Below are 23,266 nucleotides of genomic sequence, written 5' to 3'. Positions count from 1 at the left end.
TCGCCCTTACGGGCCCGCCGCCGCCCAGGGCAGTTCGAGGAGGCCGGCCCGCGCGCCCCGGGCCGCGCCGCCCGGCGGGACGACGGCGAGCGCGTCGGCGGCGGCGAGACCGCGGAGCATGGCGGGCCCGTGGAAGCGGAGCGGCTCCGCGCTGTCGCTGTGCCGGCTGACGACCGGGACGAGCCGGGTGTCGTCGGGGTGCCCCTTGACGGCGTCGGTGAGGGCGGCCCGGTAGGGCGCGGGCGAGGGGCGCGCGGAGAGCGTGCGGAGCAGCGGCTCGGCAAGCGTCAGCAGGCCGGCGACGGCGGCCAGGGGGTTGCCGGGGAGGCCGACGAGGTGCCGGCCGGGGGCGAGCCGGGCGAGCAGCATCGGGTGGCCGGGCCGGACCGCGACCCCGTCGACCAGGAGCTCCGCGCCGAGCCCGCGCAGGATGGTGTGGACGTGGTCGACGGGGCCCGCGGCGGTGCCGCCGGTGGTGAGCACGACATCGGCGGTGGAGCCGGCGAGGGCCGCGCGCAGGGCGTCCGCGTCGTCGCCGAGGCGGCGGATCGCGGTCACCTCGGCGCCGAGGGCGGTGAGCCAGGGGCCGAGCATGGGGCCGAGGGCGTCGCGGATCCGGCCGCCGTGGGGCAGGCCCGCACGCAGCAGTTCGTCGCCGAGGACGAGCACCTCGGCGCGGGGGCGGCGCGTGACGTGGAGCCGGTCGTAGCCCGCGGCGGCGGCCAGGCCGAGCACGGCGGGGGTCACGACGGTGCCCTGGGGCAGGAGTGGGTCGCCGTGGCGGCACTCCTGGCCGCGGGGGCGGATGTCCTGGCCCTGGGAGAGACGGCGGGTGGCGTGGAGCTCGGGGTGCGGCGCGTCCCGGCCGGTCACCTCGCCGTGCTCGCTGCGCAGCACCGCGGTGGTGCCGGGCGGCACGGGCGCGCCGGTCGCGATCCTTACGGCGTGTCCGTCGCGCAGCGGCGGTGCTCCGCCGTGGTCGGCACCGGCGAGGACACCGGGACCGCCCTGGCCGGAGGGCAGCCGCCACGGTCCGGGCCCGGCGACCGCCCAGCCGTCCATGGCGGAGGTGTCGAACGACGGCAGGTCGGTGAGCGCGACGAGCGGCGCGGCGAGCACCTGCCCGAGCGCCTCGCCGAGCTCCTGGTCGGCGGGCGGCAGGGGCTCGGCGGCACGGGCGGCGACGGCACGGGCGTCGGGCCAGGGGGTGGACGTCATGGGGGCGGACTCACGTGCGTCGTCGGCCGCGAAGAGGAACTCGTACTCGCGGGGGGAGGGGATGGAGCCGGCGGTGGAGGCTTCGGCGGGGGCTTTGGCGGGGGCTTCCACCGGGCGGGGGTCGGCCTGGGGGCCGGGGCCGAAGGGGAAGCAGGCGTCGTCGAAAGGGCTTTCACGACGGGGCCGGCCGCTTTCGCCGTCCCGGTGGTCCTCCGCCCAAGGGACGAACTGCTCGGCCATGGGCGCCCGGCCGGTCAGGGGAGCGCCCTCGGCCGGGGTGGCGTCCTCGGCCGGACGGCCGCTCCCGGCAGCCGTGGGGGCCGTGGGCGCCCCGCCGCGCGGGCGGCCACGCTCCCGGCGGTCGTCCGCGACCAGCGCCAGCGCCTCGTCCGCCGCGCGGTCGAGCGCGGAAGCGTCGTCCCGGGAGGTCATTCCGACTCTTCGGGCGTGTGCGGGGCGTCGACGGGCTTGCCGCCGCCGTCCGCGGCCGCGGCCTCGTCGGCCCAGCGCAGGGCGAGCGCGACCGCCTCGCGGGTCGCCTGCGCGACGGCCTCCTCGCCGCCGCCGCGCAGCGCGGCCGCGTAGCCGACGAGGAACGTCGTCAGGGGCGCCGCGGGACGGGCCACACCGTGTGCGGCGTCGCGCGCGAGATCGAGGAGGGCGGTGGTGTCGACGTCGATCTCGATGCCGAGCTCGGCCTTGGCGGCGGTGATCCATTCTTCCAGCACGCCCCCATCGTCCCTGATGCGCGCGCGGGCCGTGGCGACGTCCTCCCAGGTGTCGCAGTCGAACGACGCCGTGGGGTGCGGGAGCCTGCCGAGCGACAGCTCGGCCGTGAGCAGGCGGAGCGGCAGCCCGGTGAGGGAGCCGTGCTCGGCGGCGAGCAGGGCGAGTTCCCGGCGGAGGGCCTCGCCGCGGTAGGCGGCGACGAGCGGCTGGTCCCGCCCGCCGGGGTCGGCGAGCAGCACCCCGTCCGTACCGGCCCCCGCCTCGGCGAGGGCGGCGAGGAGCGCCCGTACGGTGTCGGGGCGCAGGAACGGCAGGTCGGCGGAGAGTACGAGCGTCAGGGCGCCCTCCGTCCCCTTGAGACCGGCGGCGAGCGCGGCGAGCGGACCGCCGCCGGGCGGCTGCTCGCGCGCCCAGCGCACGGGCCGGACGGTGGGGCGGCGCGGGCCCACCACGACGGTGTCGGCGGCGTCCGCGCACGCACCGAGCACCCGGTCGAGCAGCGTACGGCCGCCCACGCGCAGACCGGGCTTGTCGGCACCACCCAGCCTGCGGGCCGCGCCTCCGGCGAGCACTACGGCGTCATAGTCAGTCACCCGACGAGTATGGCCGCGCCCCCTCCCGGCGCACCGGCCGCCGGGAGGGCACCTGCCCACGCCGCGCGGTCTGTGGGCGACATGGCGGGTCGGGGCGTCTCAGGGGGACTTCCGGCCGGCTCCTCCCCGCCGCGCCGATGTGCGCGCGACTGTGCGGCCGCTCGCCCCGCCCGGAGAGGGCGCTCCCCGGCCCGTCCGACGCCCGAGGAACCCGGAAGGCACGTGCGGGCAAGCGGCAGGCTGGGGAACGCCCAGCCCACACGCCCGGCCCCACCACCGTCACCGCAACAGCACCACGGACCGCTCGCGGCTCGCCCCGCCCGGAGAAGGCGGGTTCCCCGGCCCGTCCGACGTCCGAGGACACCGGGAAGGCGCGGACGGGCAAGGGCGGGCGGACTGGGGAACGCCCAGCCCGCACGCCCGGCCCCGCCACCGTCACATGGACCGCAACAGCACCGCGGGCCGCTCGACGCAGTCGGCCACGTACCGCAGGAAGCCTCCCGCCGTACCGCCGTCGCAGACGCGGTGGTCGAAGGTGAAGGACAGCTGCACGACCTGCCGTACCGCCAACTCCCCTTCCCACACCCACGGCTTCGGGGCTATCCGCCCGACCCCGAGCATCGCCGCCTCCGGGTGGTTGATGATCGGCGTGGAGCCGTCGACGCCGAACACCCCGTAGTTGTTCAGGGTGAAGGTGCCGCCGGTCAGCTCGGCCGGGGTGAGGCCGCCCGTCCGCGCGGCCTCGGTGAGCCGGGCGATCTCCTCGGACAGCTGGACGGTGTCGAGCGTGTGGGCGTCCCGGACGACGGGGACGACCAGGCCCCGCTCGGTCTGCGCGGCGAACCCGAGGTGCACCCCGGGCAGTCGCACGATCTCCCTGGCCTCGGTGTCCACCGTGGCGTTGAGCTCGGGGTGGCGGGCGAGCGCCGCCGTGGTGATCCGGGCCAGCACGGCGAGCAGCGAGACCTTGGGCCCGCCCGCGGCGTTCATCGCCCGGCGGGCGGCCAGCAGCTCCGTGGCGTCGGCGTCCACCCAGCACGTCGCGTCGGGGATCTCGCGGCGGCTCCTGCTGAGCTTCTCGGCGACGGCGCCGCGCACCCCGCGCAGGGGAACCCGCTGGGCCCCGCTCTCCGGCCCGCCGACAGCCGATGGCACCTCGGGCACGGCCGTCTCCCGCCCGGGAAGCGGGGCGGCCGTGGCGCGCTCGACGTCCGCCCGGGTGATCAGGCCGTCCGGCCCGCTGCCGCGCACCTGCGCGAGGTCGAGCCCGCGCTCCCTGGCGAGCCGCCGGACGAGAGGCGATATCACCGCCCGGGTGCCCGCACCAGCTGTCTCAAGGAGCCCGGCAGACCTGCCGGACCGGACAGCCCCACCGGCGTCAACAGCCTCCTGACGCGCCCGCTCCCCGCCCGCCGCAGGCGCACCCGCATCCGCCCCACCGCTCCGAGCGTTTCCCCCGGGCACCGCCCGGACCCGGCGGCGGCGCGCGGCCGGAGCCTGCGTGCCGTATCCGACCAGGACGTTCCCGGAACCCTCGCCCTCGGGGGAAGCGGGGGTTCCGGAGCCTTCCCCGGAGCTCTCGGGGCCGCCGCAGGATCCGGTGGCCGGCTCACCGACCGCCACCGTCAACAGCGGTGCGCCCACCGGGAGCTCCGTGCCCTCCTCGCCGAAGCGGGCCGTCACCACGCCCCCGTAGGGGCACGGGACCTCGACCATCGCCTTCGCCGTCTCGACCTCGACCACCGGCTGGTCGACGGCGACGACGTCACCGACCTGGACGAGCCAGCGGACGATCTCCGCCTCGGTGAGCCCTTCACCGAGGTCCGGCAGCGTGAACTCCCGCACCACGGCCATCAGCGCACCCCACCCTCGAAGCCGGCGAAGCCCTTGCCGCCCGACGGGGCGGTCCACTCCGATTCCCACTGCAAGCGGGCGACGGCGTCCAGCACCCGGTCGACACCGGGCAGATGGTGCTGCTCCAGCATCGGCGGCGGGTAGGGGATGTCGAAGCCGGTGACGCGCAGCACCGGGGCCTCCAGGTGGTGGAAGCAGCGCTCCGTGATCCGGGCCGCGATCTCCCCGCCCGGACCGCCGAATCCGGTGGCCTCATGGACGACGACGGCCCGGCCGGTCCGCCGTACGGACGCGCAGACCGTCTCCTCGTCGAACGGCACCAGCGAGCGCAGGTCGACCACCTCCAGGTCCCAGCCCTCGGCCCGGGCGGCCTCCGCGGCCTCCAGGCAGACCGGCACGGACGGGCCGTAGGTGATCAGCGTGGCGGACGTGCCCCGGCGGCGGACGGCCGCCCGGCCGATGCCCGGCACCTCCTCGGGCCGGCCCGGGTCCCAGTCGGCCTTGGACCAGTAGAGCCGCTTGGGCTCCAGGAAGACCACGGGGTCGTCCGAGGCGATGGCGGCCCGCAGCAGCCCGTAGGCGTCGGCGACGGTCGCGGGGGCGACCACGTGGAGGCCGGGGGTGGCCATGTAGTAGATCTCGGAGGAGTCGCTGTGGTGCTCGACGCCGCCGATCCCGCCGCCGTAAGGCACCCGCACGGTGATCGGCATGGGCATCGCGCCCCGGGTGCGGTTGCGCATCCGGGCGACATGGCTGACGAGTTGCTCGAAGGCGGGGTAGGCGAAGGCGTCGAACTGCATCTCCACCACGGGCCGCAGCCCGTACATGGCCATGCCGACGGCCGCGCCCAGGATGCCCGCCTCGGCCAGCGGCGTGTCCGTGCAGCGGTCCTCGCCGAACTCCTTGGCCAGACCGTCCGTGACACGGAAGACGCCGCCCAGGGCGCCGACGTCCTCACCGAGGACGTGGACGGACGGGTCGTCGGCCATGGAGTCGCGCAGCGCCCGGCCCAGGGCCTGGGCCATCGTGGCGGGCTTCCGGCCGGTGGTGACAGCCGCGGTGGTCATCGCTGCGCCCCTTCCTGAGGGCCCGGGGTGGTGTCCCCGGCGGCGTCGAGCTCGGCGCGCAACATGTCGGCCTGCTCGCGCAGTTGGTCGGTCCGCTCGGCGTAGACATGGGTGAAGAGATCCATGGGGTCGAGCGCGGGGTCCTGGTTCATCCGCTCGCGGAGGTCGGCGGCCATCGCCTCGGCGGCGTCCCGCTCCCGCTGTACGGCGTCCTCGTCGAGCAGCTTCCTTCCGGTGAGCTCCCGCTCCAGGAGGTCGACCGGGTCGTGCGCGCGCCAGGTCTCGACCTCGGCGTCGGTGCGGTAGCGGGTGGCGTCGTCGGCGTTCGTATGGGCGTCGATGCGGTAGGTGACGGCCTCGACGAGGGTGGGGCCGGCGCCGGCGCGGGCCCGCCGGACGGCCTCGGTGAGCACCTGGTGGACGGCGGCCACGTCATTGCCGTCCACCAGCCGGCCGGGCATGCCGTAGCCCACGGCCTTGTGGGCGAGGGAAGGGGCCGCCGTCTGCTTGGCGAGCGGGACGGAGATGGCGAAGCCGTTGTTCTGCACGAGGAAGACGACCGGGGCCTGCCAGACGGCGGCGAAGTTGAGTGCCTCGTGGAAATCGCCCTCGCTGGTGCCGCCGTCGCCGACCATGGCGAGCGCCACGACGTCGTCGCCCTTGAGCCGTGCGGCGTGCGCGAGGCCCACGGCGTGCGGGAGTTGGGTGGCGAGCGGGGTGCAGAGGGGCGCGATGCGGTGCTCGTGGGGGTCGTATCCCGTGTGCCAGTCGCCGCGCAGCAGGGTCAGGGCCTGCACGGGGTCCAGGCCCCTGGCGACGGCCGCGAGGGTGTCGCGATAGCTGGGAAAGAGCCAGTCGCGGTCCTCCAGCGCGAGGGCGGCGGCGACCTCGCACGCCTCCTGGCCGGTGGAGGAGGGGTAGACGGCGAGCCGGCCCTGCCGGGTGAGGGCCGTGGCCTGGGTGTTGTACCGGCGGCCGCGGACGAGCTGTCCGTACATCCGTCGCAGGAGCCCGGCGTCGAGCCCGGCGGCCTCGTCGGTGCCCAGCAGGCGGTACGGCTCCGCGTCGGGCAACAGCGGCGCGGGGTCCGTGCGGGGCCGCCAGGCAGGGGGCGGGGTGGGCCGGTACGAGCCGGGCTGCTCCAGAACCGTCATGACGAGCACCTCCTTTTGGGACGGGCTTGACCGGGCACGAGGCACATGGCGGCCGCGCTCCCTCCCTACCGATTGTTCGGTCGTCGGCACTTTTTGGCTACAGGCGGCCCGAGCCTGTGGACAAACGGTTCTCCACAGCCTGAGATATGGACAGGGCGTCCATGAGGGGGAGGCGGGGCGGCATGCCGGACGAACAGATGGCCTTCGCGGGCGACAGGCCGCCGGCGCGGCCGCTCGACGAGATCGACCGCGCGATCCTGCGCATGCTCCGGTCCGACGGCCGTGCGTCGATACGGTCCGTGGCCGAGCGGGTGCACGTCTCGCGCGCCAACGCCTACGCGCGGATCAACCGTCTGATCGACGACGGGGTGATCCGGGGCTTCAGCACCCGCATCGACCAGGAGCGGGCGGGCCAGACCGCGTCGGCGTACATCACCTTGAAGATCGTGCAGAACTCCTGGCGGTCGGTCCGCGAGAAGCTCCGGGCGCTGCCCGGGGCCGCGCACATCGCCTTGGTGAGCGGGGACTTCGACGTGCTGCTGCTGGTGCACGCCAAGGACAACCGCGCCCTGCGCGAGCTGGTCCTGACGCGGATCCAGGCCATGGAGGAGGTGCTCAGCACCCGCACGCTGCTGGTCTTCGAGGAGACGGACCTCCAAGAAGGTGGCGCGGGCGGCGCGGGCAGTGCGGCTGGGTCCGGCGGTGCCACAGGGCCGCAGGTCACGCCCGGGGACCGCTGAGGCCCCCGGGACGGGCGTCCCAGGGGCCTCAGGAGGTGCGGCAGGTGACCGGCCGGGCGCCGGCCGGCTAGCGGTACGTGCGCAGCCCCGCGAAGGCCGTGCGGACCACCGCGTCGGCCACCTCGTCGCTCGTCGACCCGCCGCGGCCCGGCCGGTACCACTCGACCACGGAATTGATCATGCCGAAGAGCAGCCGGGTGGCCAGCCGTACGTCCACGTCCTCCCGGAGGTCACCGTCGGCCGCCGCCTGCTTGAGCAGTTCGGCGACCCGGTGGTCGAACTCGCGGCGGCGTTCCATGGCCCAGCGCTCGGTGTCCGTGTTGCCCCGGACGCGCAGCAGCAGCGTCACATAGGGCAGCTCGGCCATCAGCACCTCCACGGTGCGCCGGGTGACGTGCTCCAGGCGGTCGACGGAGCGGCCCTCGACGGCGCGGGGCTCGTCCAGGACGGCGAAGAGTTCGTCCAGCGCGCGGCTTATCGCGAGCCGCAGCAGCTCCTCCTTGCCCTTCACATGGTGGTAGATGGAGGACTTGGAGATTCCGGCCGCCCGGGAGAGGTGCTCCATGGACGTGCCGTCGTAGCCCCGCTCGTTGAACACCTGGACGGCGACCGCGAGCAGCGATTCGGGCGTGTAGGTGTCGCGCTTGGCCATGGTCATGATTACAGCACCTGCCGTTCGATGTCCGCACGGCGCCTGAGCGCCCAGGACGGCGCGTAGCGGCCACCAGGGCTCTGGTGGTGCATGGAGTCCAGAAGGTCCCACAGCCAGTGTGCGCCGAGCCGCTCGGCCCACTCGAACGGGCCGCCCGGGTAGTTCACGCCCAGCCGCATGGCGGTGTCGATGTCCTCGGGGCTCGCGACCCCGCGCGCGGCGGCGTCGACGGCGAAGTCGACGATCATGGCGACGGTGCGTGCGACGATCATGCCGGGGACGTCGTCGACGACGCTGACCCGCTTGCCGAGCGCCTGGAAGAGGCCGACCGCCTCCCGTACCTGCTCGGGGGTGGCGTGCTGCGAGGGCGCGAGGGCGATCCGGGTGGCGGCGCGGTAGTCGAGCGCGAGGTCGAAGCGGATGAAGGGTTCGATCTCGCCCGTGGCGGGGGTGCCGTCGGTCAGTGCCAGGCAGGCGCCGCCGGGCAGCCGGATGAACCCCTCGGAGATGCCCGGGGTGCGGTCACGGGTGACCTTGATGCCCGCTTCCTCGATCATCTCGCGCAGGACGGCGGCCGGGCCGGCCGGCTTCGCGTGGACGGCCACCGACGCGGGCGCGGGCGCGGGCTCCGCGGTGTGCGGGGCGGGTCGCTCCGCGCCGTCCGCGTAGTCGTACCAGCCGCGGCCCGACTTGCGGCCGAGCAGCCCCGCCTCCACCAGGCGCCGCTGGGCGAGCGAGGGCCGGAATTTCGGGTCCTGGAAGAAGGAGTCGTAGACCGAACGGGTGACGGCTTCGTTCACATCCTGGCCGATGAGGTCGGTCAGTTCGAACGGGCCCATGGCGAAGCCGCCGCTCTCGCGCAGGACGGCGTCCAGGGTGGCCGGGTCGGCGGCGCGCTCCTCCAGGAGGCGGAAGGCCTCGGCGTAGAAGGGGCGGGCGACGCGGTTGACGATGAAGCCGGGGGCGTCCGCCGAGCGCACCGGCGTCTTGCCCCAGGCGGCCACGGTGGCCTGGGCGCGGTCGGCGGCCGCCGGGTCGGTCGCGTGGCCCTGGACGACCTCCACGAGCGGCAGCAGCGGCGCGGGGTTGAAGAAGTGCAGGCCGACGAAGCGGCCGGGCAGGCGCAGGGCTCCCGCGACGGCGGTGACCGACAGGGAGGACGTGTTGGTGGCGAGCAGGCAGTCGTCGGGAACGACCGATTCCAGCTCGGCGAACAGCTTCTGCTTGGCGTCGAGTTGCTCCAGAATCGCCTCGATGACGAGTGCGGAGTCGGCGAGTTCGGCCGTACTGGTGGCCGGGTGCAGGCGGGCGCGGGCCGCGTCGCGGCCGGCGGCGTCGAGCCTGCCCTTCTCCACGAGGCGGTCGAGGCGCGCGCCGATGGCCCGGGCGGCCTCGGCGGCGCGACCCTCCGCGGCGTCGTACAGGCGTACGGGGTGTCCGGCCACGAGGGCGACCTGGGCGATTCCCTGGCCCATGGTGCCGGTTCCGACGACGGCGACGGTGCGTCCCAGCTCGATAGCGGTCATGCCGGTGATCCTCCCCGATGAGTTGTCCACAGGTTCGCCGGGCCCCCTTGTCCCGACCGATCGTTCGGTTACTGTATCTACCGGGGGGTGCTCATGGGCCCCCGCAGTCTGTCGCCCGATCTGTTCCCGAAGCCTGCCGCCTCATCCGAGCCCAGCTCGACAAGGAGTTGGTCAGCCGTGACCGCCGGACTCACCACCGCCCAGTTGATCGAGAAGCACCGCCCCACCCTCGACCAGGCACTGGAAGCGATCCGTTCGCGCGCCTACTGGTCCCCCTTCCCCGAGCACCCGAAGGCCTATGGGGCGGAGGGCGCCGTGCCCGGCAGCCTGAGCGCGGCCGAGGGGCAAGCCGCCTTCGACGCGCTGCGCGGCCACCGCTTCGAGCTGGAGCAGCCCGGGACGGACGGCTGGACGGGCTCCGAAGTCTCGCCCTACGGCCCGGAGCTGGGCATCGAGTATCCGCACGCCGACCCCGAGGTGCTGCTGCCGGCCCTGCGCGCGGCGATGCCGCGGTGGCGCGAGGCGGGCCCGGAGGCGCGGGCCGCGGTCTGTCTGGAGATCCTGGCCCGGATCAACGCCCGCACGCACGAATTCGCCCACGCCGTCATGCACACCAGCGGCCAGGCGTTCATGATGGCCTTCCAGGCCGGTGGCCCGCACGCCCAGGACCGCGGCCTGGAGGCCGTCACCTACGCCTACGCCGAGCAGGTGCGCACGCCGGCCGCGGCGGAGTGGTCCAAGCCCCAGGGCAAGCGTGATCCCCTGGAGCTGCGCAAGGAGTTCACGCCCGTGCCGCGCGGTGTCTCGCTCCTCATCGGCTGCAACACCTTCCCCACCTGGAACGGCTACCCCGGCCTGTTCGCCTCCCTGGCCACCGGCAACGCCGTCCTGGTCAAGCCCCACCCGCGGGCCGTGCTGCCGCTCGCGCTCACGGTGCGGATCGCCCGCGAGGTGCTGCGCGAGGCGGGCTTCTCCCCCGACCTGGTGGCGCTGGCCACCGAGCGGGACGGCGAGGGCATCGCCAAGTCGCTGGCCGTGCGCCCGGAGATCCGCATCGTCGACTACACCGGCTCCACCGCCTTCGGCGACTGGCTGGAGGCAAACGCCCGCCAGGCGCAGGTCTTCACCGAGAAGGCCGGCGTCAACACGGTCGTCATCGACTCCACCGACGACTACAAGGGCATGCTGGGCAACCTCGCCTTCTCACTGTCCCTGTACAGCGGCCAGATGTGCACCACCCCGCAGAATTTCCTCATCCCGCGCGGCGGCATCACCACCGACGCCGGCCCCAAGTCGTTCGACGAGGTGGTGGCCGACCTGGCCGGCGCGGTCGAGGGCCTGCTGGGTGACGACACCCGGGCCAACGCCCTGCTGGGCGCGATCGTCAATCCCCAGGTCAAGGAGCGGATCGACACCGCCGCACAGCTCGGCGAGGTCGCCCTGGCCTCCCGGACGGTCGCCAACCCCGACTTCCCCGGCGCCACGGTCCGTACGCCGGTGATCGTGAAGCTGGACGGCGCCAAGCCCGACTCCGAGGCGGCCTATCTCTCCGAGTGCTTCGGGCCGGTGTCCTTCGCCGTCGCCGTCGACTCGGCGGCGGACGCCGTGGAGCTGCTGCGCCGCACGGTGCGGGAGCAGGGCGCCATGACCGTCGGCGCGTACACCACGTCGCCGGAGGTCGAGCGGCTGGTCGAGGACGCGTGCCTGGAGGAGTGCGCCCAGCTCTCCCTGAACCTCACCGGTGGGGTGTACGTGAACCAGACGGCCGCCTTCTCGGACTTCCACGGCTCGGGCGGCAACCCCTCGGCCAACGCCGCGCTGTGCGACGGCGCGTTCGTCGCCACCCGTTTCCGCACGGTCGAGGTGCGCCGCCAGGCGTAGGTCAGACCGGGGCCGGTCCGCCCCAGTGGAAGAGCGCCATGGCGACGCTCGTGGCGAGGTTGTAGCTCGACACCTGGGGCCGCATGGGAAGGGCGACCAGCCGGGTCGCCCGCTCCCGCAGCTCGGGCGAGATCCCGTGCCGCTCGGAGCCGAAGGCGATCAGCGCGTCGTCGGGGAGGGTGACGGACCGGATGTCGTCGCCCTCCGGGTCCAGGACGTACAGCGGGCCGGGCGGCAGTTCGGGCAGCGGCAGCCGCTCGACGGCCGTGGCGTAGTGCAGGCCGGCGCCCGCCCGTACGGCGTTCGGGTGCCAGGGGTCGAGGTCGCCGGTGGTGACCACGCCCGTGGCGCCGAAGCCGGCGGCGAGCCGGATCACGGCGCCGACGTTGCCGAGGTTGCGGGGGTTGTCCAGGACGACGACCGGGGCGCGCCGGGGCGCCCGCGAGAGGGTGTCGAGATTGGCCCGGCGGGCGGGCCTGGCCGCCAGCGCCGCCACCCCGGTGGGGTGGACCCGGGGCAGCAGCTCCTTCAGGGCCCGCGCCGGGATCTCGACCAGCCGCTCGTCGAGCGTCCCGGTGAGGTCGTCGGCGAGCTGCCCGGCGAGGGCCAGCGTCGCCTTCTTGTCCGCGGCGACCGCCAGGCGCACGTCCGCGCCGAAGCGCAGGGCGTGCTTCAGGGCGTGGAAGCCGTCGAGCAGTACGGCGTCAGGGGCGGCCTCGCCCCACTGCCGCACGGCGGCCACGGCTTCGTCCTCGGTCATGCCCTCAGCCTACGAGAGTGCGCGAGGCTCCCTCGCCCTCCCGCTGGGGCGGCAGCGGCTTCCGCCGGGCGGGGAGCAGCCTGTCCCGGGCGCGGCCGGTGAGGTCGCCCAGGCGGCGCAGGAAGCCGGTGGGCAGGAAGACCGCGTCCGCCACGATCATGGCGAGCGAGAAGAAGGGCAGGCCGAGGGTGACGGCGATGCCCACGTGCTCGGCCATCATCAGCGCGAGCAGGACGTTCTTGACCCGCCGGTTGAGCAGGGTGAAGGGGAAGGCGACCTGCACGGCGACCGTGCCGTAGCTGAGCAGCAGTACCAGGAGGCCGTTGCCGGCGAGGGCGTGCGAGAGCTCGGGCCAGGGCGAGAAGTAGTCGAGGTGCAGCGGGTAGTAGAGCGCGGTGCCGTCCTGCCAGCGCGTGCCCTGGATCTTGTACCAGCCGGCGGTGGCGTAGATCAGGCAGACCTCCACCATGATCACCAACAGGGCGGCGTTGTGTGCCAGGTGGGCGAAGCCGTCGAGGACGGTGCGGGGCTCGCCGGGCGCGTACCGGCACACGGCCCACCACACGCCCTGGACGAGCCAGAGGCCCCACAGCGCGGTCGCCCAGCCGAGGCCGGGGAGCGGGCCGTCGGTGGTCCAGGACAGCCCCGTTCCGCCGAAGAGCTGCGCGGAGATCAGCGCGAGTCCGCAGAGCGCCCACAGCACGATGCCGGTGACGTCCGGGCCGGCCGCCGGGTCCTGGCCGCGGCGCCGGGCGCGGCGGGCGTCGAGGGACCACACCAGGCCGCAGCGGGTGAGGACGGTGTAGAGGGCCATCAGGTGGATGACGTTGTCGCCGCCGTCCCCGAGGAAGACGCTGCGGTTCTGGAGCGACAGCACGCCGATCATGGAGAGCACCGACATGGTCCGGGTGCGCCAGCCGAGCATCAGCAGCGCGCCGGCGACCATGGCGCCGGCGTACACGCACTCGAACCAGAACGTGCTGTCGGACCACATCAGGACGGTGAAGGCGTGGTTGTCGGCGATCAGCCGGCGGGCCATCTCCCAGCTCCAGGGCCCGTCGGGCCCGTACAGCTCATGGCGGTTGGGCCACTCGCGGAGCAGGAAGCACAGCCAGGTGAAGGAGAGCCCGATCCGGATGACGGCCGTCTGGTAGCGGCCGAGGGAGGAGCCGGTGACGCGGTCGACGCCGCGTGCGAGAGCGGCGAGGGACGCCTTGGGAGTGCTCACCGGTTCGCCTCCGGAATGTCGGCGGTCGTGACCGGCCACCAGGCCAGGGTCCGGTAGGACGGCTTGCCGCCGCCCTTCTCGTCACTCCAGGGCGGTGGCGCGACGACCGTCGTCACGGACCGCACCTGGACGCGCTGGACCTGACGGCCCTCCTGGCCGCTCAGCCGTGCCACGGCGATCCGGCGTATGTACTCCTCGGACAGGCTGCCCCGGAGCCCGTTGGGGCGCTCCCGCACGTCGTGCGTGCCCGTGTAGAAGTCCCAGGCCCGCCGCAGCTGGTTCTGCTGGGTATGGCTGGGGAGAAGGTTGTGGTGGATGGCGGCACCGTCCTGCGCGGAGAGATCGGTCCAGCGGGTGAGGGTGGTGCGGCCGTCCGGGCCCCTCAGCTCGGCGCGCGCCTGGACGGCCACGTTCTGCTGGAGCGGGTTGGGGGCGAAGAACTTCCAGTTCTGTTCGAACTCCGGGTAGATGTAGTCGCCAATGGCCTCGGCGTGCTGCTTACTGACCGTGTTCGAGGGCGACACGTGCAGGAACACCATGGCTATGTGCACGGCCGCCGCGACCGCCACCACGGCGGCACCGGCGGCGAGGGCGACGCGTGCGGGAAGCGACAGTCGGGTCGGCCCGGCACCGCCACCGCCGGGCCCGTCGCGCTCGTCATCCGGCCCCATACCCCGCCCCGATCCTGCGTGTCACCAGTCGTCCCACCTGTCGTCGTGCACCCCGAACCGTACCGATGCCTTCCGGCCCGGCACAGCGCACCGGGGTTATCCACAGGCTTGACACCCCCGGAGGCGGCGGCCCACCATTGAACCGAACGATCGGTCGGTCGGGAGTCAATCGAGAGGCAGGGGGCATGCCATGACGACGATGGCGCCGGACACGGGGTCGTACGAAGCGGTGTTCGACGCCGCCGTGGCCGCCGACGAGCGCATCGAGCCACGCGACTGGATGCCCGACGCCTACCGCGCCTCACTCGTCCGGCAGATAGCGCAGCACGCCCACAGCGAGATCATCGGCATGCAGCCCGAGGCCAACTGGATCACCCGGGCCCCCTCGCTGCGGCGCAAGGCCATCCTGATGGCCAAGGTGCAGGACGAGGCGGGCCACGGCCTCTATCTCTACAGCGCCGCCGAGACCCTGGGCACCAGCCGCGACGAGCTCCTCGACAAGCTCCACTCGGGCCGCCAGAAGTACTCCTCGATCTTCAATTACCCGACGCTGACCTGGGCCGACGTCGGCGCCATCGGCTGGCTCGTGGACGGCGCGGCCATCACCAACCAGGTCCCGCTCTGCCGCTGCTCCTACGGCCCCTACGCCCGTGCGATGGTCCGGGTCTGCAAGGAGGAGTCCTTCCACCAGCGCCAGGGTTACGAGCTGTTGCTCACCCTGAGCCGGGGCACCGAGGCGCAGCACGCGATGGCCCAGGACGCCGTGGACCGCTGGTGGTGGCCGTCCCTGATGATGTTCGGCCCGCCCGACGACGAATCGGCCCACTCCGCCCAGTCCATGGCCTGGAAGATCAAGCGCCACTCCAACGACGAACTGCGCCAGCGGTTCGTGGACATCTGCGTACCGCAGGCGGAGTCCCTCGGCCTCACGCTCCCCGACCCCGACCTCCGGTGGAACGAGGAGCGCGGCCACCACGACTTCGGCCCCATCGACTGGGCCGAGTTCCATGAAGTCCTGCGCGGCAACGGCCCGTGCAACGACCAGCGGATCACCCGCCGGCGGCAGGCCCACGAGGACGGCGCGTGGGTGCGCGAGGCCGCCGCAGCGTATGCCGGGAAGCACCGCGACACCCAGGGGGAGGCAGGGGCATGACCAGCACCGATTGGCCGCTGTGGGAGGTGTTCGTGCGCAGCAGGCGAGGCCTGTCGCACACCCACGCGGGAAGCCTGCACGCACCGGACGCCGAGATGGCCCTGCGGAACGCCCGGGACCTCTACACCCGGCGTTCCGAGGGCGTCTCCCTCTGGGTGGTGCCCTCCGCCTCGATCACCGCCTCCTCGCCGGACGAGAAGGACCCCTTCTTCGAGCCGGCCGCCGACAAGCCCTACCGCCATCCCACCTTCTACGACATCCCGGAGGGGGTGCGGCACCTGTGAAGCAGGCACCCGTACCCACCCCTCCCGCCGCCGGCGCGGTGCCCGCGACCGCGGCGCTGGCCCTCGGCGACGACGCGCTGGTGCTCTCCCACCGCCTGGCCGAGTGGGCCGGGAACGCCCCCGTCCTGGAGGAGGAGGTCGCGCTCACCAATATCGCGCTGGACCTCCTCGGCCAGGCCCGCTTCCTCCTCTCCCTCGCCGGCGACGAGGACGAGCTGGCGTATCTCCGGGAGGAGCGCGCCTTCCGCAACGTCCAGCTGGTCGAGCAGCCCAACGGCGACTTCGCCCACACCATCGCCCGGCAGCTCTTCTTCTCGACCTACCAGGAGCTGCTCTTCGGGCAGTTGGCCGCCGGGGGAGGCCCGTTCGCCCCGCTGGCCGGCAAGGCCGTCAAGGAGGTCGCCTACCACCGCGACCACGCCGAGCACTGGACGCTCCGGCTCGGCGACGGCACCGAGGAGAGCCACCGCCGGATGCGGGCCGCGCTCGACGCCCTGTGGCGCTTCACGGGCGAGCTCTTCGAGCCGGTCGAGGGCCTGGAGGTGGATGTCACGGCCCTGCGCGACGGCTGGCTGGCCTTGATCACCAAGACGGTCCGGCAGGCCGGCCTGGAGCTCCCCACCGGCCCCCAGGTGGGCGCGTGGAGGGCCGGGGCCGGGCGCCAGGGGCTGCACACCGAGCCGTTCGGGCGGATGCTCGCCGAGATGCAGCACCTGCACCGCAGCCACCCGGGGGCGTCATGGTGACCGCCCGTGCCGCGCTGCCCACCCCACTGGAGGAGAGGCTCCGGGAGCTGGCGGGCGCCGTCCCCGACCCGGAGCTCCCGGTGGTGACCCTCGCGGAGCTGGGCGTCCTGCGCGGACTCCAGATGTCCGGCCCCGGCCGGGTAGAGGTGGAGCTCACCCCCACCTACACCGGCTGCCCGGCCATCGAGGCGATGGCCGCGGACATCGAGCGGGTGCTGCACGACGAGGGCATCCCCGAGGTCGAGGTCCGCACCGTCCTCACCCCGGCCTGGTCCACGGACGACATCACGGCCGAAGGCCGCCGGAAGCTCGCCGAGTTCGGGGTGGCGCCGCCGCGTGTCAGCGGCCCGGGCGGCCCGGTGCCGGTGTCCCTCGGCATCCGCTGCCCGCACTGCGGATCCACCGACACCACCCTCCTCAGCCGCTTCTCCTCCACCGCCTGCAAGGCCCTGCGCCGCTGCGAGGCATGCCGCGAACCGTTCGATCACTTCAAGGAGTTGTAGATGGCAGCGGCCCGCCATGGCGCCTTCCACCCCCTGCGGGTGACCGCCGTCGACGCCCTCACCGACGACTCCGTCGCCCTGACCCTCGCCGTGCCCCCGGAGCTCCGCGAGGCCTACCGCTACGCCCCCGGCCAGCACATCTCGGTCCGCCGTGACACCGAGGACGGCGAGATCCGGCGCACCTACTCCCTCTGCGGCCTCGCCCCGGACCCGGCGGACGCCGGGCCGGCGGAGCTGCGGGTGGGGGTGCGGCTGGTCGACGGCGGGGTGTTCTCCACGTACGCCCTGAAAGAGCTGGCGGCCGGGGACACCGTGGAGGTGATGACGCCGGTCGGCCGGTTCGTGCTGGAGCCCCGCGCCGGGCACTTCGCGGCGATCGTCGGCGGCAGCGGCATCACCCCCGTCCTGTCCATCGCCTCGACCCTGCTCGCGCGGATACCGGACGCCCGCTTCTGCCTGATACGCAGCGACCGCACCGCGGCCTCGGCGATGTTCCTGGAGGAGGTCGCCGACCTGAAGGACCGCTATCCCGACCGCTTCCAGCTGGTGCACACCCTTTCCCGGGAGGAGCAGCAGGCGGGCCTGCCGTCCGGCCGACTGGACGAGGAGCGGCTGGCGCGGCTGCTGCCCGCGCTGCTGCCGGTGGAGGCGATCGACGGCTGGTATCTGTGCGGACCGCACGGGCTGGTGCGAGGGGCCGAGCAGGCGCTGGGCGGTCTGGGCGTCCCCCGGGACCGGGTGCACCAGGAGATCTTCCACGTCGAGTCCACCGCCCCCGTTGCCGAGGCCTCGGCGACGGCGGTGCCCGCACCCGCCCACAGCACGGTGACCGCGCAGCTGGACGGGCGCAGCGGCAGCTGGCCGGTCCAGGAGGGGGAGTCGCTGCTGGAGGCGGTCCTGCGCAACCGCGCCGACGCCCCGTACGCCTGCAAGGGCGGTGTCTGCGGCACCTGCCGGGCCTATCTGGTCACGGGCGAGGTGCGGATGGAGCGGAATTTCGCCCTGGAGCCGGAGGAAGTGGCGGCCGGGTATGTGCTGGCCTGCCAGTCGCGCCCGACGACGGAAGAGGTGGAGCTGGACTTCGACCGCTGAACGAGGAGCGGTGCCTGCCGCGGGCCGGGCCACTGTGCGCCCCGGCTCCTCACCCGCCCACGACCCGCCGCCCGTTCCGGGCCGCCGACTGTTCCCAATTCCTGCAAACTGTTCTAAGTTGACGCCCCGTCAGTTCAGGTGTCGGCAGCGGCTCGCAGGAGGACGGCAGTGGACTTCACCTTCACCGAGGAGCAGCGGGCTGCCGAGGAGGCGGCCGGAACGGTCTTCGCCGGGGTCTCCCCCGACGGCGTCCCCAGCCCGGCCCTCACCCCAGGCGCGGTGGCCGAGGACTTCGACCGGGCCCTGTGGGACCGGCTCGCCGGAGCCGACCTGCTGAGCCTGTACAGCCCGGCCGAGCACGGAGGCGCGGGGCTCGGCCCGCTCGCCCTGTGTCTGGTGCTGCGCGAGGCCGGGCAGGTCCTCGCCCGGGTGCCGCTGCTGGAGACCGGCGCCGCCGCCCTCACGCTGGCCGCCGTGGGAGGCCCGGTGGCCGCCCGGCTGCTGCCGCCGATCGGTCGTGGCGAGCTGACCGTCACCGCCGCGTCCAGCGGCCGCACCGGCCACGACCCGGCCGAACTGGCCGTCACGGCCCGCCCGGTGCCCGGCGAGCCCGGCGGCTGGCTCCTGGACGGGGTGCAAACCGCCGTGCCGTGGGCGGCCGGCACCGACCTGGTGCTGCTGCCCGCGCGCAGGGCAGAACAGCCCGCGGAACCAGCGGCCGAGGAACCGAACGAGAAAAGCGGGGCGGGGCGGGGTGGGGGAGGGGGGAGGGCCCCCTCCTGGCGTTCGTTTCCCGCGGCCACCCCGGAGTCACCCTCGCCGACCAGGTCTCCACCAACGGCGAGCGCTACGCCGAGCTCCACCTGGACTCCGTACATCTCACCGGCGACGAGGTGATCACCACCGCGGGGGCGTGGGAGCGGCTGCGCGGCCTGCTCACCGTCGGCACCTGTGCTCTGGCCCTCGGCGTCGGTACGGCGGTCTCGCGGATGACGGGCGCGTACACCGCCAAGCGCGAGCAGTTCGGCTTCCCGATCGCCACGTTCCAGGCCGTGGCCGTCCAGGCCGCCGACCGCTACATCGACCTGCGGGCGATGGAGGCCACGCTCTGGCAGGCCGCGTGGCGGCTGGAATCCGGGGCCGACGGCGCGCTCCCGGCCGCCGCCGACCTGGCCGTCGCCAAGATCTGGGCCTCGGAAGGTGTCCGCCGTATCGTCCAGACCGCCCAGCACCTGCACGGCGGCTTCGGCGCGGACACCACCTATGCCCTGCACCGGTATCACGCCTGGGCCAAGCAGCTGGAGCTCTCGCTGGGCCCCGCGGCGGCACACGAGGAGGCCCTGGGCGACCTGCTGGCCGCCCACCCCCTCGGCTAGAAACCCGGCGGAGGCCGGGATAAGCCGGCGGCGGAAGCCGGGAAAACCCGGCCGACCCCTCAGCAGGACCCGGGCGGCGCCCCGGATCGTTCCGTCGACCCGCAAACCAGCCGACGTCGCGGCCGGTGGACCCGGCCCGCCCGCCCCGGCTAGATCACCGTGCCGGGCGCCCCGTCGGCGTCCACGACCGGGCGGCCGAGGGCCTCCCAGGCCTGCATGCCGCCGTCGACGTTCGCCGCGTCCAGGCCCTGCTGGACGAGGTAGGCCGTCACCTGCGCGGAGCGGCCGCCCGAGCGGCAGATCACGTTGATCCGGCCGCCGTCGGGAGCCTGCTCCGTCAGGGCGCCGTAGCGGGCGACGAAGTCGCTCATCGGGATGTGGAGCGCACCCTCCGCGTGCCCCGCCGTCCACTCGTCCTGCTCACGGACGTCGAGCAGGAAGTCGTCGGAGGAGAGCGCGTCGACGCCGACCGTGGGAACCCCAGAACCGAAATGCATGACCCCGACGCTACCCGACCAGCGAGGCCAGATGGGCCTCCCGTTCGGCGACCTGGGCACGCAGCCCGTCGGCGATCTCCGCCAGCAGACCGTCCGGGTCGTCCGGCGCCATCTTGATCATCGAGCCGATCGCCGAGCCCTCCAGCTCCGCGGCCAGCGCCGACAGCATCTCCTTGCGCCGGGCCAGCCACTCCAGCCGGGCGTACAGCTCCTCGGCACGGCTCGGGCGGAGCTCCTCGGGCACCGGGCCCGCCGCCCACTCCTCCGCCAGCTCCAGGAGCAGCGTCTCGTTCCCGGCCGCGTACGCGGCGTTGACCCGCACGATGAACTCGTCGCGGCGCACCCGCTCCGCCTCGTCGCGCGCCAGGTCCGGGTGGGCCTTGCGGACCAGCTCGCGGAAGACCCGGCGGGCCTCGTCGCTCGGCCGCACCCGCTCCGGCGGCCGTACCGGCCGCTCGGTGAGCATCGCCTGGGCCTCGGGCGACAGCCCGTCCGAGTCCATCCAGCCGCCGAACAGCTCCTCCACACCGGGCAGCGGCTGCGCCATGGCGCGCGCCTCCCGCGCCTTCCGCAGGTCCTCCGGGTCCTGTGTACGGGCGGCCACGGCCTCCGCGATCCGGGCCTCCAGCTCGTCCAGGTGCGCGTACATCGGGCCGAGGCGCTGGTGGTGGAGGCGGGAGAAGTTCTCCACCTCCACCCGGAAGGTCTCCACGGCGATCTCGAACTCGATCAGCGCCTGCTCGGCCGTCCGCACCGCCTGTTCCAGGCGCTCGGTACCCGGTTCGCGCGCGTTCGGGCTCTGCTCGGCTTCGGGTGTCATCACCCGCCCAGCGTACGAGCTCCCGAGTGCCTCACGGGCACGCCCGCTCCCACCCGCCCCGGCCGACCCCTGATCGGCCCCCGGCGGGGCCCGGCAGGGCCCGGCTAAACCCCCGCCTCCGCCGCCAGCCGCCCGCCGCGGACCGCCGTCACCAGCTCCCCGTGGTCCTCCTCCGTCCGGTCCGCGTAGGCCTTCGCGAAGCTCGCGACCGCCTCGTCCAGCTCCGCCGACTTCCCGCAGTACCCCGCTATCAGCCGGGGGTCCGCGCTGTGCGCGTGCGCGCGGGCGAGCAGGGCGCCCGTCATCCGCCCGTAGTCGTCGAGCTCGTCGGGGGCCAGGGCCGCCGGGTCGACGCTGCCCTTGCGGTTGCGGAACTGCCGCACCTGGTAGGGCCGGCCCTCGACCGTCGCCCAGCCGAGCAGCACATCGCTGACCACCTGCATCCGCTTCTGCCCGAGCACCACGCGCCGCCCCTCGTGGCCCGCCGCGGGCGGCGCGAAGCCGGCCTTCTCCGCGTACGGCAGCAGAACCGAGGGCCGGGCCTCCTTCACCTGGAGGACCAGCGGCTCGCCGCGGTGGTCGAGGAGCAGCACCACGTACGAGCGCAGGCCCACGCTCCCCGTGCCCACCACCCGGAAGGCCACGTCCTGCACCTCGTAGCGCCCGAGCAGCGGCAGCAGCTCCTCCGGCAGCGTGCGCAGATAGCCGGGGAGTGCCATGGCGACGGCCGTCGCCTCCTCGTCCGGCACCCGGCTCAGCACCGGCGGCGCGTCCAGGAACCGCCGCCCGCCGTCCGCCTTCTCCGTCGCCTTCGCGGCGAAGCGGGCGCTGGTGTTCCGGCGGGCCTTCTCCTCGACCCGCTCCAGCGTGCCCACCAGCTCCCGGGCGTCGGCGTGCGTGACGAGCCGCTCGTCGGCGATGGCGTTCCACGCGTCGGCCACCGGCATCCGAGCCAGCAGCCGCATCGTGCGCCGGTAGGAACCCACGGCGTCCCGGGCGGCCGCCCGGCAGGTGTCCTCGCCCGCGCCCGCCTCCCGCCCCGCGAGCACCAGCGAGGTCGCGAGGCGCTTCAGGTCCCACTCCCAGGGGCCGTGCAGGGTCTCGTCGAAGTCGTTGAGGTCGACGACCAAGCCGCCGCGGGCGTCGCCGTAGAGCCCGAAGTTCGCGGCGTGGGCGTCGCCGCATATCTGCGCGCCGATCCCCGTCACGGCCGTACGCACCAGGTCGTACCCCATCAGCCCGGCCGAGCCGCGCAGGAAGGCGAAGGGCGAGGCGGCCATCCGCCCCACCCGTATAGGCGTCAGCCGCGGCAGCCGGCCCGCGTTCGACGCCTCGACCATCTCGACCGCCCCGGGGCGGCCCGCGTCCGCCTCCCACTCGGCGTGCTCGGCGCGCGGCACCCGGGCCCGCAGCGCCTTGCCCGCCCCCTTGGGCGACAAGGCGGCCCCGAAGCCCCCGGCCGCCCCTCGCGCCCGTCCTCAGCTTCCCCCAGCGGCCCGGACCCCCCGCCCGGAACCGCCGCACCCGGTATCCCGGACGCCCCCAGCACCCCTGACTCCCCCGGGATCCCCGGCAGCCCGGCCCCCGCCGGACCCGCGAACCCCGGTACGTACGGCAGTCGCGACATCGTGCCCCTCCCCCTCCACGCCCACGCGGACTCCTTCGAAGCTACCCCCCGTCACTGACAGCGGTCAGACCCCGACCGCTTCCTCCATCTCCTCCTCCATGTCCCCTCCGCGCCGCCCGGGTTCGGCGGAACCGGAAGCACGCCGTGCCCGCGCGGCCTCGACGGCCCACGCCACGCCCACGACCACCGCTCCGGCCACCAGCCACAGCACCAGCGTCGTCACGTGCCCGCCCAGTCCCTCGCTGCCGAAGTAGACGAGGCTGCGCGTGCCCTCCACGAACCCGGCGCCGTTCCAGAAGCCGTGCAGCCCGGCGAAGAATCCGTTCTGGAGCTCGGGCCGGAAGACGCCGCCGGAGCTCGTGAAGTTGAGCATCACGAAGAGGACCATCACGCCCAGCGTCGTCCACCGCTTGAGGAAGGTGTGCAGCCCGACGCCGACGAACAGGATGCCCGCCGAATAGATCCAGGCCAGCCCCCACAGACCCGCCAGCCCGTGGTCGACCAGATGGAAGACCGGCCCGGCGAACGCCACCCCGATCAGGCTGACCACCAGCGACGTCCCGGCCGCCAGCAGCGCGCGCAGCCGCATCGGCAGCACCGCCCCCGCGCCGCCGAGCACCGCGACCGAGGCGTACGAGCCGATGCTCAGCGCGACCAGCAGGAAGAAGATGCCCTGCCCGGTCGGGTCGTCCTCGGCGGCCGGCACCACGTCGGTCACCTTCAGCGGGGCGCCCTGCGCCGCCGCGACCCTGGTGAAGACCTTCTCCACGGCCGTCGCGGTGGTGTCGGAGCCGGCCGTGGCCACCAGCAGCTCCGGCGGCCGCCCCCGGTCGCCGGGCACGTACGCGCCGAAGACGTCCTGGCTCCGCAGCTGCCGCACCGCCTCGTCCCGGCCGGCCACGGTACGGACCTCCAGGGCGCCGTCCGCCTTCTCGCCGAGGCTCCGCGCCAGCGCCTGGGGAGCGGCGCCGCTGCCGACGACCGCGACCGGCATGTCGTGCGGGGACGGGGTCGCGAACGCCCCCAGGTAGGCGAGCCCCATCCCGACGCACATCAGCAGCGGGGTGAGCAGGTGGATCAGGACATGGCGCAGCC

Annotated in this window: 21 protein-coding genes and 1 pseudogene; 8 read left to right on the top strand and 14 right to left on the bottom strand. The window is 74.2% G+C overall.

Features of this window, described 5'->3' with window-relative positions; translation table 11 throughout:
• Nucleotides 1-6: 6 nt before the first annotated feature.
• From SMD11_RS17190 to pdhA, 5 genes are all read right to left on the bottom strand, one after another.
• A complete protein-coding gene (locus tag SMD11_RS17190) occupies nt 7-1,650 on the bottom strand; it encodes a molybdopterin molybdotransferase MoeA (RefSeq protein ID WP_087927299.1) in 1,644 nt (547 codons plus the stop codon).
• Nucleotides 1,647-2,540, bottom strand: coding sequence for an NTP transferase domain-containing protein (locus SMD11_RS17185; protein ID WP_087927298.1), 894 nt, complete (start codon nt 2,538-2,540; stop codon nt 1,647-1,649). The genes SMD11_RS17190 and SMD11_RS17185 overlap by 4 nt, the downstream gene beginning before the upstream one ends.
• Nucleotides 2,541-2,975: 435 nt before the next feature.
• Nucleotides 2,976-4,394: a dihydrolipoamide acetyltransferase family protein gene (locus tag SMD11_RS17180; protein ID WP_087927297.1), complete on the bottom strand. Its 1,419-nt coding sequence runs from the start codon at nt 4,392-4,394 to the stop codon at nt 2,976-2,978.
• Nucleotides 4,394-5,461, bottom strand: coding sequence for an alpha-ketoacid dehydrogenase subunit beta (locus SMD11_RS17175; protein ID WP_087927296.1), 1,068 nt, complete (start codon nt 5,459-5,461; stop codon nt 4,394-4,396). The genes SMD11_RS17180 and SMD11_RS17175 overlap by 1 nt, the downstream gene beginning before the upstream one ends.
• On the bottom strand, nt 5,458-6,615 hold the full coding sequence (gene pdhA / locus SMD11_RS17170; protein ID WP_087927295.1) for a pyruvate dehydrogenase (acetyl-transferring) E1 component subunit alpha: 1,158 nt from the start codon (nt 6,613-6,615) through the stop codon (nt 5,458-5,460). The genes SMD11_RS17175 and pdhA overlap by 4 nt, the downstream gene beginning before the upstream one ends.
• Nucleotides 6,616-6,797: 182 nt before the next feature.
• Here pdhA and SMD11_RS17165 point away from each other — a divergent pair, with 182 nt between their 5' ends.
• Nucleotides 6,798-7,355 carry an Lrp/AsnC family transcriptional regulator gene (locus tag SMD11_RS17165; protein WP_087927294.1) on the top strand — a complete coding sequence of 186 codons (558 nt, stop codon included), beginning with the start codon at nt 6,798-6,800 and terminating at the stop codon, nt 7,353-7,355.
• 67 nt (nt 7,356-7,422) lie between these two features.
• Here SMD11_RS17165 and SMD11_RS17160 read toward each other — a convergent pair whose 3' ends face one another.
• Both SMD11_RS17160 and SMD11_RS17155 read right to left on the bottom strand, forming a co-directional pair.
• Entirely contained in the window at nt 7,423-8,013 is a 591-nt protein-coding gene (locus tag SMD11_RS17160; protein WP_087927293.1) for a TetR/AcrR family transcriptional regulator, read from the bottom strand.
• Nucleotides 8,014-8,015: 2 nt separating this feature from the next.
• Complete coding sequence (locus SMD11_RS17155) at nt 8,016-9,533, bottom strand: 3-hydroxyacyl-CoA dehydrogenase (RefSeq protein ID WP_087927292.1); 1,518 nt, start codon at nt 9,531-9,533, stop codon at nt 8,016-8,018.
• Between the two features lie 177 nt (nt 9,534-9,710).
• Between SMD11_RS17155 and paaN the strand changes: the two genes are divergently transcribed.
• Nucleotides 9,711-11,414 (top strand): phenylacetic acid degradation protein PaaN, encoded by a 1,704-nt coding sequence (gene paaN, locus SMD11_RS17150; protein WP_199843899.1) that lies wholly within the window; start codon nt 9,711-9,713, stop codon nt 11,412-11,414.
• 1 nt (nt 11,415) lies between these two features.
• Here paaN and SMD11_RS17145 read toward each other — a convergent pair whose 3' ends face one another.
• The 3 genes from SMD11_RS17145 to SMD11_RS17135 are packed head-to-tail and all read right to left on the bottom strand — an operon-like array spanning nt 11,416 to nt 14,073.
• The gene (locus SMD11_RS17145) at nt 11,416-12,174 is read right to left on the bottom strand and encodes a TrmH family RNA methyltransferase (protein ID WP_087927291.1); all 759 of its coding nucleotides are present in this window, start codon (nt 12,172-12,174) and stop codon (nt 11,416-11,418) included.
• 4 nt (nt 12,175-12,178) lie between these two features.
• Nucleotides 12,179-13,402 carry an HTTM domain-containing protein gene (locus SMD11_RS17140; RefSeq protein ID WP_087927290.1) on the bottom strand — a complete coding sequence of 408 codons (1,224 nt, stop codon included), beginning with the start codon at nt 13,400-13,402 and terminating at the stop codon, nt 12,179-12,181.
• Nucleotides 13,399-14,073 carry a DUF5819 family protein gene (locus tag SMD11_RS17135; protein ID WP_087927289.1) on the bottom strand — a complete coding sequence of 225 codons (675 nt, stop codon included), beginning with the start codon at nt 14,071-14,073 and terminating at the stop codon, nt 13,399-13,401. Before SMD11_RS17135 ends, SMD11_RS17140 begins: the two co-directional genes overlap by 4 nt.
• A gap of 190 nt (nt 14,074-14,263) precedes the next feature.
• On the opposite strand from SMD11_RS17135, the gene paaA reads away from it, so the two are divergent.
• From paaA to SMD11_RS17105, 6 genes and pseudogenes are all read left to right on the top strand, one after another.
• On the top strand, nt 14,264-15,226 hold the full coding sequence (paaA, locus tag SMD11_RS17130) for a 1,2-phenylacetyl-CoA epoxidase subunit PaaA (protein ID WP_087927288.1): 963 nt from the start codon (nt 14,264-14,266) through the stop codon (nt 15,224-15,226).
• Complete coding sequence (paaB, locus tag SMD11_RS17125) at nt 15,223-15,510, top strand: 1,2-phenylacetyl-CoA epoxidase subunit PaaB (protein WP_087927287.1); 288 nt, start codon at nt 15,223-15,225, stop codon at nt 15,508-15,510. Before paaA ends, paaB begins: the two co-directional genes overlap by 4 nt.
• A complete protein-coding gene (paaC, locus tag SMD11_RS17120) occupies nt 15,507-16,256 on the top strand; it encodes a 1,2-phenylacetyl-CoA epoxidase subunit PaaC (protein WP_087927286.1) in 750 nt (249 codons plus the stop codon). The genes paaB and paaC overlap by 4 nt, the downstream gene beginning before the upstream one ends.
• On the top strand, nt 16,250-16,759 hold the full coding sequence (paaD, locus tag SMD11_RS17115; protein ID WP_087927285.1) for a 1,2-phenylacetyl-CoA epoxidase subunit PaaD: 510 nt from the start codon (nt 16,250-16,252) through the stop codon (nt 16,757-16,759). Before paaC ends, paaD begins: the two co-directional genes overlap by 7 nt.
• Nucleotides 16,760-17,851, top strand: a complete 1,092-nt coding sequence (locus SMD11_RS17110) for a 2Fe-2S iron-sulfur cluster-binding protein (RefSeq protein ID WP_087927284.1) — start codon at nt 16,760-16,762, stop codon at nt 17,849-17,851. It begins immediately after the preceding gene.
• Between the two features lie 168 nt (nt 17,852-18,019).
• A pseudogene (locus SMD11_RS17105) lies at nt 18,020-19,227 on the top strand (acyl-CoA dehydrogenase family protein).
• 149 nt (nt 19,228-19,376) lie between these two features.
• On the opposite strand, the gene SMD11_RS17100 reads toward SMD11_RS17105, so the two are convergent.
• The 4 genes from SMD11_RS17100 to SMD11_RS17085 form a co-directional block, all read right to left on the bottom strand.
• Nucleotides 19,377-19,724 carry a rhodanese-like domain-containing protein gene (locus SMD11_RS17100; protein ID WP_087927283.1) on the bottom strand — a complete coding sequence of 116 codons (348 nt, stop codon included), beginning with the start codon at nt 19,722-19,724 and terminating at the stop codon, nt 19,377-19,379.
• Between the two features lie 10 nt (nt 19,725-19,734).
• On the bottom strand, nt 19,735-20,544 hold the full coding sequence (locus tag SMD11_RS17095; RefSeq protein WP_234366413.1) for a hypothetical protein: 810 nt from the start codon (nt 20,542-20,544) through the stop codon (nt 19,735-19,737).
• Between the two features lie 104 nt (nt 20,545-20,648).
• Complete coding sequence (locus SMD11_RS17090) at nt 20,649-21,983, bottom strand: DUF2252 domain-containing protein (protein ID WP_087927281.1); 1,335 nt, start codon at nt 21,981-21,983, stop codon at nt 20,649-20,651.
• Between the two features lie 252 nt (nt 21,984-22,235).
• Nucleotides 22,236-23,225: a hypothetical protein gene (locus SMD11_RS17085; protein WP_234366412.1), complete on the bottom strand. Its 990-nt coding sequence runs from the start codon at nt 23,223-23,225 to the stop codon at nt 22,236-22,238.
• Between the last annotated feature and the right edge of the window lie 41 nt (nt 23,226-23,266).

It is taken from the genome of Streptomyces albireticuli (assembly GCF_002192455.1).
Classification (GTDB): Bacteria; Actinomycetota; Actinomycetes; order Streptomycetales; family Streptomycetaceae; genus Streptomyces; species Streptomyces albireticuli_B.
The sequence above is the reverse complement of the archived record's forward strand: the minus strand, read 5'-3'. Positions and strand labels throughout refer to the sequence as shown.